The sequence below is a fragment of the Methylobacterium oxalidis genome, assembly GCF_007992195.1.
Taxonomy (GTDB): domain Bacteria; phylum Pseudomonadota; class Alphaproteobacteria; order Rhizobiales; family Beijerinckiaceae; genus Methylobacterium; species Methylobacterium oxalidis.
On sequence record NZ_BJZU01000111.1, the window covers coordinates 1 to 17,400 of the forward strand.

Here is a 17,400-nt window from a genome sequence, read left to right on the forward strand (position 1 = left end):
GGTTAATGAGTTGCGCCGACCTGCGCCCGGAGCCACCTGGGGTGATAGGCCGTGCTTTAGGCGATCAGAGCAGCCATGCAATGAAGACTATGCGGCCTGCGCATATCTCAGCTTGTCCATTGGGGTATACCCCTGCGGACGAGCTGGAATATGCACGGGGTGCATGACCGTTCCGGAAGGGTCTTAGATGCGGAGCGCGCCCGCGTCCCAGGCCACTCGTCTAAAGTGCCTTCGGCCGCAACTCGATTGTTCGCAACCGAACGCAATCGGAGCAGTTGTAACCTGGATTAGCCGTCCGCGTTGATGGGCCCGAGGAGGTGGGACAAGCCCGTTATGTTCGTCGGACAGAGTTCAGGATCATCAGCCCTTTTGACGCGGCAGGCTGCTCGCCCGGTACTCCGGGCCGTCGTGCGTGAGCGAGCCCTGGACCCAGATCAAAATCTCATCCTGCAGGGCGAGGCGCCTCAGGTCGCTCACATCCTCCTGTCCGGCTATACCTGCCGCCATCGCACGCTGATGAACGGCCGGCGGCAGATCACCGCCATCTTGGTGCCGGGCGACATGTGCGATCTCGAGGCCGTTCTGCGCGGCTGGGCAGATAGCGGGATCACGGCGCTGACCCGCTGCGTCTTCGGGGAGATCCCCCTTGAACAGGTCGCCGATCCGCTGCGGCAGGAGCCTGAGCTTGCACGGGCGCTGCTCCACCAGCTCCTGTATCAGAAAGCCGTCGACAGCGAGCGGGTGCTCAGCCTCGGCCAGCGCACGGCACTGCAACGCCTTGCCCACCTGTTCTGCGAGCTTCAGGAGAGGCTGCAGGCGGTTGGGTTGGCGGAGGAGGATGAGTACAGTCTGCCCCTGACGCAGGCGGAGCTGTCCGAGCTGACCGGCATGACGAACGTGCACGTCAACCGCACGTTGCAGGTGCTGCGCAGCCAGAACCTCATCCGCTGGCACAGGGGTCGGTTGAGCTTGCTGAATCGGCCGGCTCTGGAGCGCCTTGCGGAGTTCGACCCAACGTACCTGCGGGTTCTGTGAGAGCGAGCTGTGCCGCGCTACTTCTTCGACGTTCACATCGACCGCAAGGTGCAGCTCTACCTCTCTGAGTACAATGCTTGCTGCGAAAGAATATGCCGCTGCCTATTCTTCGGCAGATATTAATGTAGATTAGCCTCGATTGTTTGGCGTTCTCTCTGCGGGAGCAGCCGTCCACGTCGAGGATGCTCGACAGCCGTCATGCGCGCAGAAAGCCGAGCCGCCCGTAAAAGGACGCTCTCTGGCTTCAAGGCGCCCAGCCACACCTTCAGCTTGGTCGGGAGGGAGCGTGGCTTGGGCGCCTGAGGTGCTGTTCCAGCACGTGCGGCTCTCATTCGATCCGCAACATCATCAGCCGCGAGCGGATCAGCCTGCCGGCCAATGGCCAGAGCCCCTTCGAGGATGCGGATCCCCACACTCATCGGCACATGCGGCACGTGCCGAGCGTCCAGATCGAGGCGTGCCCGGATGTAGGCGGCTCGCTTCTCCTCAATCTCCGGCGTGTCCGCACACGCAAGCCGGGTGACAAATGGGATGAGGCGCTGCCGCTCGATGCCACTAGCTTCATCATTGAGAAACAGCGCCAACCGGCAGATCGGACGCGAGAAGCACGACGGCATGTCGGTGTGTGCCGGCACCGGTTGATAAGGGAAGCCGCACGCCACGATGGCGGCCTCGTTGATGCAGGTGCCGCCATCCGGCCCAGGACAGGGATGCGGGCCGCGCTTCAACGTCCAGTTCAGGAGATGATAGAAGTTCGTCATGAGGGCCGATCCTGTAGCCATCCGCCGAAACGACCTTGCTGCCTGTATGTCTTTTCCGCTGATCGCTGCCACCTACTCTGACTAGGGGCAGAGGCTGAACGGGACGCAGTGGTCGGCTGTTGCGCCGTCTGCCTGTGCGGCGACGGGAGCGACTGCAGCGTGCGAGGTGGGTGGGCTGGTCAGGATGACAGACCAGAACGCGACCGCCGCGAGCGCAAACGCGGCTGCGGCCATGGCAAGCTTGGACATGGCTTACCTCCGGATCGTCAGGAAGACAGGCTTGGTGCGAACGGACCGCTCACAGAAGGCGCGATCTAGAAGGCGTCGTATTGCTGACCGCCTTCTGGGTGCGCCTTGATGGTCAATTCCTGGATGTTGATGCGGGGCTGAACGGACGCCGTGGAGTGCGGCGGGTCGGTCAGCATGGTGGCCCAGAACGCCCCGGTGGCCAGCACGAGGGCTGCCGCGAACAAGCTCGTCGCGCGCATGTGCCGCTCCTCTTGAAGAAGAGTGCGTAGTCTATACTGATTCGTGAGAAAAACTATTCTAAAAATTTAAGCTTGTCGATTTTAGTTTGTTTACAAAAGATCAAGATGGGCATTTTATCAACAACGTATTGCGCCACATATTTTTGTGCATTTCGGTCTTCTGCTGTGTAGAAGCCATCTTGATAGGCTAATTTAGGTCTTAAGACCTAGGTAGTTTTACACAATAGGGGATTTTAAATTTGCGGTATTTAGGATCCGCTCGTTTCTGTACGCTGACGACTGTGGACAGGCTTGGCTCGTAGGCACACGCTGAGGCATACGCGCGGCCCCTTCTCCTCACAATGTCCGCGAGTATAGAGTCGACTGCGCGCCCCGTGCGGGCAGCTCCTTCTGTGTCTTTACTGGCGCATCCTCCACGGCCCGCGCGAGAGCTTCAGAGCGCTGTCCGGAGGCTCCATGTGTCGTGATGAACGAGAGATACCTCAGCCCCAGCTTCGAGCTGGGGCTTTCTTTGAGCGGGCCGAACCCTCACCAGCCATGCGCTGGCATGTTCCAGCTTGGGCGTGTCTCAGTGTGCCTGGAGGGGAACTGGGGAGGGGATCGCCACCAAATAAATCGTGAAAGCGACGAGAACCGCAAAGAACAGGGCGGCTGCGATTATACCGAAGCGGCTCATCAGCGCCGGCGCGGGCTTATCAACGGGTGCAGTCATCAGTTTTCCTTTTTCTGAGAAGATAACTGGCGACGCTGATTTAAGTTCAACCACGTAGGGTGCACGAGTTTCAGTTTGAGTATGCCATTTATAGGTCGAAAACTGGTCTGAAAAGCACTGCCTGACCGTTCAAGGCAGACCGGCATCATGCGAACCATCTAAAGGAAACCAAGCTCGGCTATGCGACGGTATCCAAGGACTCAGACTCTGCCTCTAGAGCCGAGCTAGGCAACCCGCGCCGGTAGAGTAGCGAGACAGCCTGCCAGAACGCAGCACTATCGCCACCTAAACGCCCGAGACTCTCTTCGATTGTGACACACGCTCGCTGCGCCAGAGCTTCGACCTCGGCGGGCTCAATCGCTAGTGCAAGCATGATGCGCCTCGATGTTAAGCCCCACAACATTAACTTGCGTCAGTCGAATTCGATCCGTCGCGACACCTTCTGCAACGTCAGAAGCCCGAGATCAGGCTTCTAGTCCTGTCCTTCGACTTGTATCATGTCCGTTGAGCTATACCCCAGCGGACATACTACTCTTGGGAGGCGGCGCTACAGAGCACTCGACGCTCGCGGTGCACCGCAAACATCGTCCCGATGCTCAAACGGCATTATCTTCTCGAGCCCGCCGCGACGATGATCTGATCCAGAAGCAAGGAAGTGGTTTCCGCGCTTCACTACAGAGCGGATCAAGATCATGCGCAGCCTTCTTCTTGCCGGCACCGTCGTCGTTGCCTTCGCCTCCTCGGCCCAGGCCTGGACACAGTCGATCCTGCACCCCGAAGGACAGGGCAGCGCGGTGACGCTGAATGGCGTCACGCCCCACTACACGATCTACGGTCCGGAAGCTGGCCGCTCGGTTCAGCCGGCGCGCCCGGGTAAGCCGGTCCGGATCGCTCCCGCCCCGGGGCCGTTCGCCGACGATAGCGGGATGCTGCGCCACCCTTCGCACAATTGAGGCCGTTGACGCTGCTCCTCTCGAGCCCGCGACGGCCTGCGTCCCGCGGGGGGGCGCCCGATGCCCCCCGAGAGTGTGAGCCCCGTCACGGCAGGTGCCTAAGGGACGTACGATCCTCACGCCACGATGCATGAACAGGAGTCGATCATGGTCCTCACGGTGTTCGATCCCCGCGCCGGCACCCAGGTCCGGATCTGGGTTCCGGCAGTTCCGGCCACACGCCAGCCGGTTCCGGCGGCCGTAGTTCGCCATCCCCGGTTCATGCGCTCGGCAAGCCGGGCTGCCTGATCTCGTCCTCTGACCGGCACCGAGCCCGTCACAACCGGCAACGGCGCCAGGGGACCGTCGGTTAGGAGGCTCCGATGAAGCGTTCCCATGAACGACGCGTCAAATGCACCGTCCTGCGCGAGCTCGACCGGGTGCTCGCGCACCGAGCCCTCCAGCTCGGTCACCTCCGCTGAGCTGGGCGACTGCCTAGCCGTAGGGCCCGCGAAACAGGTCACCAAGGGCTTTCCGCCTGAACAGCGTGAGCCAGCCGTCGCCGCTGATGTTCAGGCCGGTCGTGCAGCATGTGGCAGCGCTGGCAGAAGGCGGCGAGGTTCGCGTCTGCGTTGTTGCTGGTGTCGTGGTCCCGGTGGGCGGTCGCCAGCACGACCTTCGTCAGGCGGACCCCGGCGACCTCCTCGGAGGTGGGGAGCGCCCGAAGTGCCCTGCCTCGCCCGTCCCGCCACGCGCCCGCGGAGGCGTCCCACCAGCGGCCATCGCCCAGGTGAGGAATGCTCTGCCCATGCGGCCGGCCGCAGCCCTCACAGCAGCCGCCCGCTCTGCGGAAGCGGATCGTGGCGGAAAGCTGGGGCCAGTCGATGGGATAGAAGAAGCGGTGCTCGCGACGGATCGGCATCCGGATCTCCGGCTCAGTGCGGATCAGCCAAGGTTGGTGGCACCCGCATGCGCTGCGAGCCACGGAGTTCCAATCGATGTCCGGAGGATATCCCAGCATCTCTGCCGGAGATCGAGCGGATGCCCGGACGATCTCTAAACGCCGTCCCGTTCCAGCTTCTCGGCGATCGCCTGCAGGATCCAGGTGTTCCGCGGCAGCTTGACCGCGCTGGCCTCGCGGGCGCGCTCCAGTCGATCGAACAGGTCGCCCGGCGGGAACTTGAGCGGGTGCTGCGGCGCCTTCGCGGGTTTCTCGGCGAGTGCCTCCGAGGCGACGGAGCCGCCCTTGCTGATGAACGCCTCGATGGCATCGACCGAGGTCTGAGCCGGGCGTGCGGGCTTGGCTATGAGGGCCATGGTCAGGCTGCCACCGGATGTGCTGCGGATATCTGAGGCATATCGAAGAGATGCCCGAACAAGGCGTCGATCTCCTCCGACGCCTTCAGGTCCTGCGGCCTCAACTCGGTCACGGAGAGGCCGGCCGCAGCGGCGTGCGCAAAGGCCTTTCGGGTGCCGAGCGCCACAGGCACGAATTCGAGGCCGGGCTTGGCTCTGATCAGCTCGGCCGCTTCCGCATTCTCACCGCCACGCGCATCGGCGCGGTTGATGAAGGCGAGGGCGCGGAAGTCCGGGTTCACGAGCCGGGCTTCCTCGACCAACTCGGCGACCTTATCGAGCGTCCACACGTCGAAGGACCGAGGCGCGAACGGGACGAGGTAGGTGTCGCAGACCGACAGGGCCGCGCGCTGGCTCACCGTATCGCGGCCGCCCGTGTCGATGACGACGTGCTCGTGCTTCGGCGCGAGGCGCTGCACCCCCGACCGGACGGCCGGGCCGGTCAGAGCGATGCAGGTGTAGCCGGCCCCTCCCGCCCTCGTGCTCTCGCGCAGGTTCGTGAAGTCGGTCGAGGTCTCCTGGTCATCGGCGTCGACCAGGAGGACGTCCTTGCCGGCGGCAGCCAGCATGATGGCGAGGTTGGTGGCGACGGTGGACTTACCCGAGCCGCCCTTGGTCCCGCCCACGACGGTGATCATGGATCTGCTCCCGGTATGCGGAAGGTATGTGGAGGATATCTTCTGCAGATACGGTTACGATCTGGTTAACATCCAACGGACATTCGCTGGTGCTGATGGCGGCCCAGACAGAGAGGATCTGGCCTCAGGCAATGTCAGGGGCACTTCTTCCGCCCAAATGCCTGTAAAGCGTGGCCTTGGAGATCCCGAACCCGGCGGCCACCGCCTTCGAGGTGAGACTTCCATCAGCGAGCAGGGTTCGAGCTGCCGCCACGTCCTTCGCCGTGATCCTACGGAGCCGCCCGCCGACCCGTCCCTTTCGAGGGGTCCTGATTAGCCCGGCCGCTATGTGCTCACGCATCAGGGATCTAACGATTCAACAAGTTTCTAGATTTAACCGGCTAATACAACTATAGCCTAGGACTAGTACCATAACTAATTACAGATAGACATATAGTTCTACGCAAATATTTTCTCTATCGGCGGGATTAAAAAAGTGTTTACTGACGTGGCGTGAAGAGCGGCAGTCGCTCTCGCTTCGCAAGCAATCCAAAATTGCGCGGGGGGAATAATCATGGCCACCCAGAACCCGAATTTTACGGTCAACCAGGACGACCTCGCCTATATCCTGAAGCAGATCGTGATCGCTGAGCGGGAGACCGCCGGCGAAACATTGCAGCAGATCATCGGACCGAATGCTGCTATCCTGCCCTGGGGCCTGCGCCACGTCGACGGATCGAACAACAACCTCCTGCCCGGTGGCCAGTTCGTCGGCGCCGCCGACCAGATCCTGCCGCGCCTGCTCGATCCGAACTTCCTGAACGATCAGGACGGCGACACGATGCCGTTCGGGCCCGGCATGGCCGTCACCAACACCGATTACGGCTCGGTCGGCGCGCCGTCAGCGCCGACGGTGAACGGCGGCCACACGGGCAATGTGGCGGATGCGGATCCCCGCATCATCTCAAACCTCATCGTCGACATGTCGGTGAACAACCCGGCCGCGATCGCCGCCTGGTTCGGCAATCCGCTCGCGGTTGCGGCCTGGGAGGCGGCGCATCCCGGCAAGACGGCGGTCGCACCGCCGAAGCCCGGTGAGACGCTCGGACCGAACGAGGTCGCGCTCACCAACGAAGACCTGTCGGTGATCCCGAACCAGTCGCCGGACATCGGCCTCTCGCCGCAGTTCAACGGCTGGATGACCTTCTTCGGCCAGTTCTTCGACCACGGCCTCGATCTCATCACGAAGGGCAACAACGGGACGGTCTACATCCCGCTGCAGCCGGACGATCCGCTCTACGTCGAGGGCAGCCACACGAATTTCATGGCGCTGACGCGCTCGACCCCCGTTGCGGGCCCCGGCGCGGATGGCGTGATGGGCACGGCGGACGACACGAACCACGAGACGATCAACACGACGACGCCGTGGATCGATCAGAACCAGACCTACACCTCGCACGCGTCGCACCAGGTGTTCCTGCGCGAATACGCGTTCTCCGTCGACTCTGACGGCGACGGGGTCAACGACTCGCACGCCGTTTCGACCGGACGCCTCCTCGACGGTGCCAATGGCAGCATTGCGACCTGGGCCGATACGAAGGCTCAAGCGCTCCGGATGCTCGGCATCAAGCTCGATGATTATGATGTCCTCGACGTGCCGCTTCTGCGCACGGACGCCTACGGCAACTTCATCCCCGGACCGAACGGCTACGCCCAGATCGCGACGTCTACCGGCTTCGTCGAAGGGACGGCTGAGGGCATCTCCGTGCCGGCGAATGCCTTTCGTACCGGGCACGCCTTCCTGAACGACATCGCGCACCACGCCGAGCCGGTGATGGTCGACCACGACCACAATCCAGCGACGCCCGCGGTTAAACAGATGGCCGACTCCGATCCGGGCGTCGGAGACGACGGCGATCCGCTCACCTACGACGACGAGATGCTGAATTCGCATTTCGTGACCGGCGACGGCCGCGGCAACGAGAATATCGGCCTCACCGCGGTCCACACGATCTTCCATTCCGAGCACAACCGGCTTGTCGAAGCGAACAAGCAGACGATCCTCGCCTCCGCGGCAAACGGCGACGTCTCGTTCCTGAACGAGTGGCTCCTGACCGACGTCACCTCCGTTCCGGCCGACACGTCCAAGCTCGTCTGGGATGGCGAGCGCCTGTTCCAGGCCGCGAAGTTCGTGACCGAGATGCAGTACCAGCACCTCGTCTTCGAGGAGTTCGCCCGCAAGGTCCAGCCGGCGGTGAACCCGTTCGTGTTCACGAATACGCCCGACATCGATCCGGCGATCACGGCCGAGTTCGCGCACGTCGTCTACCGGTTCGGCCACTCGATGCTGACCGACAAGATCGACCGGCTCGACGTGAACATGAACGCGAGCGACATCGAGCTCTTCGACGCCTTCCTCAACCCGCAGGCGTTCACCGCGAGCGGCCTCACCGCAGCCGAGGCGACCGGCGCGATCGTGCGCGGCATGTCGCGCCAGGCCGGTAACGAGATCGACGAGTTCGTGGTGAACTCGCTGCGCAACAATCTTCTCGGCCTGCCGCTCGACCTCGCGGCACTCAACCTCGCCCGTGGCCGCGAAACCGGGGTGCCGGCCTTCAACGTCGCCAGGGCGCAGTTCTACGAGGACACCGGCAACATCGACCTGAAGCCTTACGACAACTGGCTGGCGCTCGCCCAGAACCTCAAGAACCCGCTCTCGATCGTGAACTTCATTGCGGCCTACGGCACGCATCCGCTGCTCCAGGCCGAGACCACGATCGAGGGTAAGCGCGCGGTGGCGCTCGCCCTCGTCATCGGGAGCCGGGAAACCATTCTTGGCGATCCGACCACCACGGCCGATGACCGCGTGATCGATGGTGCCGCGGTCAGCGATCGGCTCGACTTCCTCAACTCGACCGGTGAATGGGCTGGTCACGAGTCCGGCCTCAACCTCGTCGACCTCTGGATCGGCGGGCTTGCGGAGCGCAAGACCGAATTCGGCGGCATGCTGGGCTCGACGTTCAACTACGTCTTCGAGAGCCAGCTGGAGAACCTCCAGAACGGCGATCGGCTCTACTACCTCAGCCGCCTGCAGGGCCTGAACCTCCTGAACGAACTCGAGGCGAACACCTTCTCGGCGCTCGCCATGCGCAACTCCGATCTCGGCGACACGACCTCCTCGCACGTGGCCGGCAACCTCTTCGATACGCCCGACCTGACGCTTGAGATCGACCAGACGAAGCAGATCGACATCGATCCGGTCCAGGCCAACGCGGTCCTCGAGGCGATCGACCCGAAGGTCACCCGGCATGCGCCCGGTGTCGACGTCAACGGCGACGGTCAGGCGGATGGCGGCTACATCCGCTTTTCGGGCGGCGAGCACGTCGTTCTCGGTGGCACCGAGGGTAACGACACGCTGATCGGCGATCGCGGTATCGACACCCTCTGGGGTGACGGCGGCGACGACTACCTCAACGCCCAGACCGAATCCGATCAGGTCTTCGGCGGTGACGGTGATGACATCATCGTCGACCCGTTCGGCGACAACTTCCTGCGCGGTGATGCAGGCAACGACGTGATCAGCGTCGGCGCCGGCCTCAACGTCCTCTTCGGCGGCGAGGGCCAGGACTTCATCATGGCCGGGCTCGATGGCTCGGAGGTGTTCGCCGGCCGCGACAACGACTTCGTCATGGGCGGAAACGGCAACGAGAACCTCATGGGCAATGAGGGTGACGACTGGATCGAGGGAGGCGACGGGTTCGACTCGCTCTCGGGCGAGAACTCGCAGCTCTTCTTCAACTCGACCATCATCGGCCACGACATCCTGAACGGCCAGAACAACGACACCGACTATGACGGCGAGTCCGGTGACGACATCATGTTCGAGGGCGCCGGCATCCAGCGCAACAACGGGATGCTCGGCTTCGACTGGGGCATCCACAAGTTCGACCCGAACGCGGCTCGCTCCGACCTCGCGCTCGGCATCGTGGCGGCTGGCATCCCGGCCGTGGCCGGGTTTGATCAGCAGCAGGACCTGACGCTGCGTGACCGCTTCGACTCGACCGAAGGCCTGTCGGGCTGGAAGTTCGACGATGACCTGAAGGGGTCCGATGCGCCGATCGGCGCGGTTGGTGCCGGCGGTGCAGAGGTCATCGGCGGCACGATCTTCGACAGCGCGCTCACCGTGGAGGGGGTTGCCCGGATCCATGGCCTCGCGGCGCTCCTCAACGGCATCGACGACAGCGACGTCGACGAGTTCGGGGTGACCCATCCCGGCATCATCCTGAACACGAGCACCGGTGCGAACATCCTTCTCGGCGGCGGCGGCAGCGACACCATCCGCGGACGGGCCGGCAACGACATCATCGACGGCGACTCCTGGCTGAACGTCCGGATCGCGCTCTATGCGGACAAGAGCCGCAGCGGCACGCCGACCATGACGGCCGAGAGCATGTCGTCTGTCGTGACCGACCTCGCCGGCAACGTGCTCTTCGGCGGCAAGGCGCTCTCCGCCTTGATGCTCGATCGCACGCTCAATCCTGGCCAACTCGAGATGGTGCGAGAGATCCTCGACGGGGATCCGACGGATGCCGCAAACGACGTCGCGGTCTACGCCGGCGTCCGGGCCGGCTACACCTTCGGCAAGAACATTGACGGCAGCTGGACGGTGACCGACACCGACGCGACGGACGGCGACGAGGGCACCGACAAGCTCTGGAACATCGAGACGCTCCGGTTCTCCGACCGGGACGTCCTGATCGTCAACCGGCCGCCGACGGGCCAGCTGACCATCACCGGCTCGGAGAACGTGCTCACCGCCAACACGGCCGGCATCGCCGATCCGAACGGCCTCGGCACCTTCTCGTTCCAGTGGCAGGTCTCGACTGACGGGCTCACCGGCTGGACGAACTTCGGCGGGCCGACGGCCAATCCGAACTTGACCATCGGCAACGGCGGCGACACCCGCTTCTTCCAGGTGATCGGGCGCTACACCGACCAGTCCGGTTTTGCCGAGAGCCTGACTTCGAACATCACGGCTCGGGTCGGAAGCAACACGGCCGGTGACACGATCACCGGCTCGACCGGGCCGAACCTGATCAACGGCCGGGGCAACAACGACACCCTGAACGGGTCGGATGGGAACGACATCATCAACGGCGGAGCCGGAAACGACACTCTTGCCGGCGGCGACGGCAACGACACCCTTACGGGTGGCGACGGCAACGACATCGTCAATGGCGGGGCCGGCGACGACACGATCATCATCGACATCGACGGCACGGGTGACGGGGCCGATACGCTCTCGGGCGGCGCGGATCTCGACACGCTCTTGATCGTCGACACGGGCGCCGGAAACGAGGACCTGAACATCGTCTTCGGAACCCGGATCACCCAGATCGAGGGCGGTGGGCCGATCAACACCGACATCGAGCAGGTCCGCGCCGATCTCGGAGCGGGAGCCGGCGACGGCTTGGTCTACTCGGCCACAAGCTCGGCTGTGACCGTCAACCTCGCAACAGGTACGGCCTCGGGCTTTGCCTCGATTGCCGGGATCGAGAACGTCACCGGCACGAACAATGCCGACACGATCACGGGCAACGCGGTGGCGAACGTGCTCACCGGCGGTGCCGGAGCGGACACGCTCGATGGTGGCGCGGGCAACGACACGCTGAACGGCGGCACCGAGGCCGACACGCTCTTGGGCGGCGCGGGCAACGACACGCTCGACGGTGGCGCAGGCGCCGACATCATGCGGGGCGGCGCGGACAACGACACCTATGTGGTCGATGTCGCGGGCGACGTGGTCGACGAGACCACGGCCGGATCGTCGGGCACCGACACAGTGCGGACGGCACTCGCGAGTTACACGCTCGGGACGAATGTCGAGAACCTGACTTATACCGGGAACGCCGCCTTCTCCGGCACCGGCAACACGCTGAACAACGTGCTCACAGGCGGCAATGCGGCTGCTGGCGACACCCTCAGCGGCGACGCTGGCGACGACACGCTCGACGGCAACGGCGGCAACGACACCCTCCTGGGCGGGGCCGGTAATGACACGCTCGACGGCGGTACGGGCAATGACACGCTGAACGGCGACGCTGGAAACGACTCGCTCGCGGGAGGTACCGGCAATGACACCGTCAACGGCGGCGACGGCGACGACGTGATCACCTGGAACGCGAGCCTCTTCGGGCTCACGCCCGACGGCCGCGACGTGGTCAACGGCGGAACGGAAGGCGCGGGAGGCGACAGGTTCGTCGTCAACGGCTCGATCGGCGCGGAGGTCTTCCGGGTCTATGCCAAGGCGGACGCAGTCGCGGCCGGCATCTACGCGGCTGCCGGCACGGCTGAGATCATCGTCACCCGCAACACCAACGGTGTGAACGGTGCGGTGACGGCGAACAACATCATCTCCGAACTCACCGATATCGAGGAGATCACGATCAACACCGGTGCCGGCAACGACACGGTGCTGGCGGTCGGCAACTTCAACCCGACCAGCCTGAACTTCAATACGATCACGATCAACGGCTCCGACGGCGACGACACGGTCGACATCTCATCGCTTCAGTCGGCGCACCGGATCGTGTTCACCTCGAACGGCGGCCACGACACTGTCCTCGGCGCGCTTCGCCCTCAGGACGTGATCGAGCTGCCGACGGGCCTCACGCCCGCAGAGTGCGCGATCGTCGAGAACGCGGATGGCACCACCACGATGTCTGGCGGCGGACACAGCGTCACCTACACGCGTGGTGAAAACTCCGGCCCAGTGACGCACAACCCGGGTACGGAGCAGCCCGGCACCAACGATCCTGATTACGGATCGATGGCACACCACCGCGAGCACTTCGGCAACGTGAGCCACGACGCGCACAGTGCCGCGGGCGAGGTCTACGCCCTCTACGACGCCATGTTCGACCGGGCCTGCGACGTCGGCGGCCAGCAGTACTGGACGGAGGCGCGCGCCACCGGAATGTCCCTGCACGACATGGCCGAGGGCTTCCTCGGCTCGGACGAGGGCAAGGGGCATCACGGCATGGAGGACGACCGCGCCTTCGTCGAGAGCCTCTACCACACGGCGCTCGGCCGGGAGGGCGAGGATGCGGGTGTCGACGCCTGGGTCGACGCGCTTGAGAACGGGATGTCGCGTGCCGACGTGGCGCTCGGCTTCGCCTTCTCGGGGGAGAACCTCGACGGACTGCAGCCGGTCTTCGAGTACGGCGTGTTCACGGCCGACAAGGACGCGAGCGACGCGGCGCGGCTCTACTACGGCCTCCTCGACCGAGCGCCCGACGCTGAGGGCCTCGTGGCTTGGACATCCGCAATGAAGGCGGGCCTGTCCGACACCGCCGCGGCACAGAGCTTCCTCGACTCGATGGAGTACAAGACGAAGTACGTGGAGCTCTCGAACGAAGACTTCGTCGACATGCTCTATAAGAACGCCCTCGGCCGCGACGCGGAGGACGAGGGCTTGGAAAGCTGGACTGCGGCTCTCGAGAACGGAGCCTCCCGCGCCTCGGTGGCGACAGGTATTGCTCTCAGCCAGGAAGCTCAGAGCTGCCTGATCTCGCAGATCGAAGAGGGCTGGCACCTCGTCTGATCTGACTGACGGCTCATAGGTAAGCTCGAGGTAGGGAGTGAGCGGCGAGAGCTGGCCACTCCCTGCTTTCATCGCGAAAGGGAAATCTTACCTTTCGCGTGCACCATCCTAAAGCTTTCCTCGACCAGATCAATCGAAGTCGGTACTTGTACTACCTCCGTCGGAGAATGTGACAATGTGTACTCATTCGAGCTTTGCCATTGTCGCCAAAACATCAGATCGACACCTAAACAGGCTTCGAAAAATTCTTCATGATCATTGTGCGTGTCAGGAGATTGTTGAGTACGAATCGATCCTCTCTGCGATGAATAAATTGAAAAACAAGAGAAATCTGTCGGCCATTTTCTTTCGCTTAGAGGAGCCGACAATAAGACAATTGAACGATCTGAGAACAATTAGAGTACTTTACGGACACATACGTCTCGTTATTATCGCAGATAGCGATCGCCAACGACATGTTCTAGCCGCAGTGCAAGCTGGCATGCACGGATATATCCCAACACTTCTTGATCCTGCCGAATTTGATCGGGCAGTTTTGACAGTCTGCAAAGGTCAAGTGTATGTACCAGCTTCGATCGCCAATGCAGGGATCGTCAAAGAAGAAAGTGCAAATAAAAACCCTGAAGATGCTTCAAAACTTCTTTCTCGTAAACAACAAGAAGTGTTTTTCCTTCTGCGTAGTGGACTGACCAATAAAGAGATAGCGCGGAAATTTAACGTCTCAGAAGCTGCGATAAAGTCGCATAATGTTGCCATATATAGAAAATTAGGTGCGCTGAAACGTGCCGATTTTATTCATTACTAGAGATAAATCGCAGCCCCATGATCAGGTTTGACCTAGCCTGACTGTCATTTTGAGCTAGAGTAACAGAGGGTGCGATCGGCAGGGCGAAAGGACCGTCAATGGCAGGGCCGCGATGCGGTTGCGGATCAGAGCCTATGGAGTCGGCCATCTGGCGTAAGGCGCGGGCGCGGCGCCCCGGGGTGGGCGCCTAATCGATAAATCGCGTGCATGGGGCGATTTTGCCCAATGAGAGGATCTCGACCAGCAGGATTATGCGGCTGGCGCATATCTCAACTTGTCCCTTGGGGTATACCGCAGCGGACAGAGCGGCGATGGACAAAAAGCGCGTCCGTTAGGGTTGATCCTGATCAACGTACATGCTTGTATGCGGACACCGCATCAGCGGACAGAGTCCCGGCATGTCACAGACCATCCTGTACGCGCGCGTCTCCACCAGCGAGCAGACCGCCGCTCACCAGCGCACACAGGCCGAGGCAGCCGGGTTCCAGATCAATCACGTTGTGGCCGATGACGGCGTGTCCGGCCTTTCCACCTCCCTGGCAGAGCGCCCGCAAGGGCGCCGGCTCTTCGACATGCTCCGCCGCGGCGATGTGCTGGTCGTGCGCTGGGTTGACCGCCTCGGCCGCAACTACGGCGACGTCTGCGACACCCTCCGCGAGTTCATGCGCCGCGGCGTGATCGTCCGGACCGTCATCAACGGCCTGACGTTTGACGGCGCCACCAAGGACCCGATGCAGCAGGCGGTGCGCGACGCGCTGATCAGCTTCATGGCAGCGATGAGCCAAGCCCAGGCGGAAGCTACCAAGGAGGCGCAGCGGGCCGGCATCGAGCACGCCAGAGCACGCGAGGATGCCTATCGGGGCCGCAAACCGAGCTTCACTCGTGCGCAGCTCGCGACGGTGCGCAGCCTTCTGGCTGAGGGCACTGGAGTTTCGGCTGTTGCGAAGGCCACGGGCCTGACGCGGCAGACAGTCTATCGGATCTGGCGTGATCCTGCGGAGGCTGAAGCCGCGCTCGCGCGCTGGGCAGCGTAACGGGCTCGTCGCATGCTGACGCCAGCCTACATCGGTGCCGCCCGAGTCCTGTTCAGCGGATCTCGCCGAACGGGCCGAGATCTCGAAAACGGGGCTGAACAACATCGGGCGGGGAATGCCGATCCGAAGGTGTCGGCCCTCGCCGCAATCGAGCGCGCGCCGGCTGAGGCGGGGATCGAGTTCAGCAACGGCGGGAAGCCGGGCGTGAGGCTCCGCGGGAGTTCGGCGTGAGACTTCCGATAAAGGTTGTTCCCGGAAGTTTCGTTGAGAGGCTACCCCTATGCGCGACGCCGACAACGATAGTTCAGATCAATCACCGGGATGGCTGTTGAAATGCATCGGGATTGCGCGGCTCACGGCGCGCAATCTCGGGATGGGTGAGACGCTGAACGAGCTGACCCCAGAGCACTGGCAGCTCGTGCTCACGAACACAGAGGCGCGGATGCGTTTGCACGGGCTGGCATTGCCGGACGGATGGCAGCGGAAGCTCGCCGAACATGCGGGCCGCTCCCATGCGTGAGCTTGTGATCGTGCCTGAGCCCCGGGAGATCCTGCCGGCCGAGGCAGCGGCGCTCGTCCAGGCGTACCAGCGCGCCAGCAAGGCGGACGGGACCGTGCGGGCCTACAAGGCCGACGCCGCAGCGTTCACGGCCTGGTGCGTTCGGTTCGGCTTCCGCTCGATGCCAGCAAGCCCCGAGGCCGTCGCCGCCTTCCTCGTGCATGAGGCAGAGGCCGGCCGGGCGGCCTCGACCATCGGCCGGCGGCTCGCCGCGATCCGGTATGCACACAAGCTCGTCGGCGCTCCCGACCCGACCGACGACGAGGGCGTGCACGCGACCGTGAAGGGCATCCGGCGCCGAACGGGCGTGAAGCCCACGCAGAAGGCCGCTGCGACCGCCGACGTGCTCGCCGCCATGCTGATGCGGGTGCCCGAAACCCTCGCGGGCAAGCGGGATCGCGCCTTGCTGGCGCTGGGCTTCGCGGGCGCCTTCCGGCGCTCCGAGCTCGCCGCCCTGAACGTCGAGGACCTGCAGGAGGATAAGGACGGGCTCCGCGTCTCTGTCCGCCGCTCAAAGACCGACCAGGAAGGCCGGGGCATCGAGAAGGCGATCCCGCACGGCAGGTTCATCCGGCCGGTCGCCCTCGTCCGCGAGTGGCTGGAGGCCGCGGGCATCACGGAAGGTCCGATCTTCCGGCCGGTCTCACGGTCGGGACGGGTCCGCGGCGCCGAGCGCCTGACCGACCGCAGCATCGCCGAGATCGTGAAGGGCTACGCGAAGGCCGCCGGCCTCGACGCCTCGACCTTCGGGGCGCACTCGCTGCGGGCCGGCTACATCACGACGGCGGCCGAGCGGGGCGCGGACCTCGCCCGCATCATGGATCAGAGCGGACACCGGGACCCTCGGACGGTCGTCGGCTACATCCGCCGGGCCAACGCCTTCAAGGACCACTCCGGTAGTGGCTTTCTGTAGTGCGTCTATGGGCCCGGCTTAACCGTGTTGAAGAAGTCCCAGCCGGTTTCCGTGCCCAGGGCGGCCAGCCTGCCCCGGTTTTCGAGGGCCTTGACCCGGTGGTAGCGGGCAAGCCAGCGCGTAGCCTCAGCGTCCCGGCTCGATCGCGCGGCTTCAATCCTCCAAGCCGCTTGAGCGAAGTTGCTGGCGGTCAACTCGTCTTCGAGGATCGCCTCGATCAGGCTGGTGGCCAAGGCCCGGCGATCCTCACTCATGGCGCAATCCTGTTCGGAGGATCACCTTGCCCGACGACGATCCTGCGCTTCTTGCAGACTAACGTTTAGGTTGGCTTGGAGATCGGCGGCAACCTGTTGTGGCACGAGGAGCGTGATTTCCCGCTCATTGGCGCCTCGGAGGCGGACACCTAAGGTATCGCCGCCGTCGATCACCTCGATGCCTTCGAGGCGAGCAATCCCGACAATCGTGATGCGATCCTTGTTGTCCAACGCGCGCTCCCAGCTTCGCTGGTTGCGCTCAGGCCAGCGCAACGTTGGGCGCCTCAACTCAGATCAAGAACGAACGGTTGCCCGCCGCTACCGCACAATC

At 63.5% G+C, this 17,400-nt stretch carries 15 protein-coding genes and 1 pseudogene; 7 read left to right on the plus strand and 9 right to left on the minus strand.

All coding sequences use genetic code 11. The features are described from left to right. Nucleotides 1-333: 333 nt before the first annotated feature. The gene (locus MOX02_RS22815; RefSeq protein ID WP_170267961.1) at nucleotides 334-1,035 is read left to right on the plus strand and encodes a Crp/Fnr family transcriptional regulator; all 702 of its coding nucleotides are present in this window, start codon (nucleotides 334-336) and stop codon (nucleotides 1,033-1,035) included. Nucleotides 1,036-1,154: 119 nt separating this feature from the next. Here MOX02_RS22815 and MOX02_RS22820 read toward each other — a convergent pair whose 3' ends face one another. From MOX02_RS22820 to MOX02_RS31470, 3 genes are all read right to left on the minus strand, one after another. Next, a complete protein-coding gene (locus MOX02_RS22820) occupies nucleotides 1,155-1,796 on the minus strand; it encodes a hypothetical protein (protein ID WP_306424536.1) in 642 nt (213 codons plus the stop codon). 314 nt (nucleotides 1,797-2,110) lie between these two features. Beyond that, nucleotides 2,111-2,284, minus strand: coding sequence for a hypothetical protein (locus MOX02_RS31465; RefSeq protein WP_170267962.1), 174 nt, complete (start codon nucleotides 2,282-2,284; stop codon nucleotides 2,111-2,113). A 568-nt stretch (nucleotides 2,285-2,852) separates the two neighbouring features. After that, the gene (locus MOX02_RS31470; RefSeq protein ID WP_170267963.1) at nucleotides 2,853-2,996 is read right to left on the minus strand and encodes a hypothetical protein; all 144 of its coding nucleotides are present in this window, start codon (nucleotides 2,994-2,996) and stop codon (nucleotides 2,853-2,855) included. Between the two features lie 692 nt (nucleotides 2,997-3,688). On the opposite strand from MOX02_RS31470, the gene MOX02_RS22825 reads away from it, so the two are divergent. Next, nucleotides 3,689-3,949 carry a hypothetical protein gene (locus MOX02_RS22825; RefSeq protein ID WP_147028131.1) on the plus strand — a complete coding sequence of 87 codons (261 nt, stop codon included), beginning with the start codon at nucleotides 3,689-3,691 and terminating at the stop codon, nucleotides 3,947-3,949. Between the two features lie 474 nt (nucleotides 3,950-4,423). Here the strand turns inward: MOX02_RS22825 and MOX02_RS22830 are convergent. The 4 genes and pseudogenes from MOX02_RS22830 to MOX02_RS32995 form a co-directional block, all read right to left on the minus strand. Next, nucleotides 4,424-4,850: pseudogene (locus MOX02_RS22830) on the minus strand (hypothetical protein). Between the two features lie 134 nt (nucleotides 4,851-4,984). Beyond that, complete coding sequence (locus MOX02_RS22835) at nucleotides 4,985-5,245, minus strand: hypothetical protein (protein ID WP_147028132.1); 261 nt, start codon at nucleotides 5,243-5,245, stop codon at nucleotides 4,985-4,987. Between the two features lie 2 nt (nucleotides 5,246-5,247). Continuing rightward, a complete protein-coding gene (locus MOX02_RS22840) occupies nucleotides 5,248-5,922 on the minus strand; it encodes a nucleotide-binding protein (protein WP_147028133.1) in 675 nt (224 codons plus the stop codon). A gap of 124 nt (nucleotides 5,923-6,046) precedes the next feature. Beyond that, nucleotides 6,047-6,262: a helix-turn-helix domain-containing protein gene (locus MOX02_RS32995; RefSeq protein WP_147028134.1), complete on the minus strand. Its 216-nt coding sequence runs from the start codon at nucleotides 6,260-6,262 to the stop codon at nucleotides 6,047-6,049. A gap of 213 nt (nucleotides 6,263-6,475) precedes the next feature. Between MOX02_RS32995 and MOX02_RS32725 the strand changes: the two genes are divergently transcribed. The 5 genes from MOX02_RS32725 to MOX02_RS22870 all read left to right on the plus strand — a co-directional run bounded on the left by MOX02_RS32725 (nucleotide 6,476) and on the right by MOX02_RS22870 (nucleotide 16,815). After that, nucleotides 6,476-13,504, plus strand: a complete 7,029-nt coding sequence (locus tag MOX02_RS32725) for a peroxidase family protein (RefSeq protein WP_147028135.1) — start codon at nucleotides 6,476-6,478, stop codon at nucleotides 13,502-13,504. Between the two features lie 175 nt (nucleotides 13,505-13,679). Beyond that, on the plus strand, nucleotides 13,680-14,309 hold the full coding sequence (locus MOX02_RS22855; protein ID WP_147028136.1) for a response regulator transcription factor: 630 nt from the start codon (nucleotides 13,680-13,682) through the stop codon (nucleotides 14,307-14,309). A gap of 398 nt (nucleotides 14,310-14,707) precedes the next feature. Continuing rightward, nucleotides 14,708-15,343, plus strand: a complete 636-nt coding sequence (locus tag MOX02_RS22860) for a recombinase family protein (RefSeq protein ID WP_147028137.1) — start codon at nucleotides 14,708-14,710, stop codon at nucleotides 15,341-15,343. Nucleotides 15,344-15,623: 280 nt separating this feature from the next. Beyond that, nucleotides 15,624-15,863, plus strand: coding sequence for a hypothetical protein (locus tag MOX02_RS22865; RefSeq protein ID WP_238179932.1), 240 nt, complete (start codon nucleotides 15,624-15,626; stop codon nucleotides 15,861-15,863). A 10-nt stretch (nucleotides 15,864-15,873) separates the two neighbouring features. Further along, the gene (locus MOX02_RS22870) at nucleotides 15,874-16,815 is read left to right on the plus strand and encodes a site-specific integrase (protein ID WP_238179931.1); all 942 of its coding nucleotides are present in this window, start codon (nucleotides 15,874-15,876) and stop codon (nucleotides 16,813-16,815) included. A 5-nt stretch (nucleotides 16,816-16,820) separates the two neighbouring features. Here MOX02_RS22870 and MOX02_RS22875 read toward each other — a convergent pair whose 3' ends face one another. Beyond that, complete coding sequence (locus tag MOX02_RS22875) at nucleotides 16,821-17,069, minus strand: hypothetical protein (protein WP_147028139.1); 249 nt, start codon at nucleotides 17,067-17,069, stop codon at nucleotides 16,821-16,823. A gap of 21 nt (nucleotides 17,070-17,090) precedes the next feature. Beyond that, the gene (locus MOX02_RS22880; RefSeq protein WP_147028140.1) at nucleotides 17,091-17,300 is read right to left on the minus strand and encodes a hypothetical protein; all 210 of its coding nucleotides are present in this window, start codon (nucleotides 17,298-17,300) and stop codon (nucleotides 17,091-17,093) included. Nucleotides 17,301-17,400 lie beyond the last annotated feature (100 nt).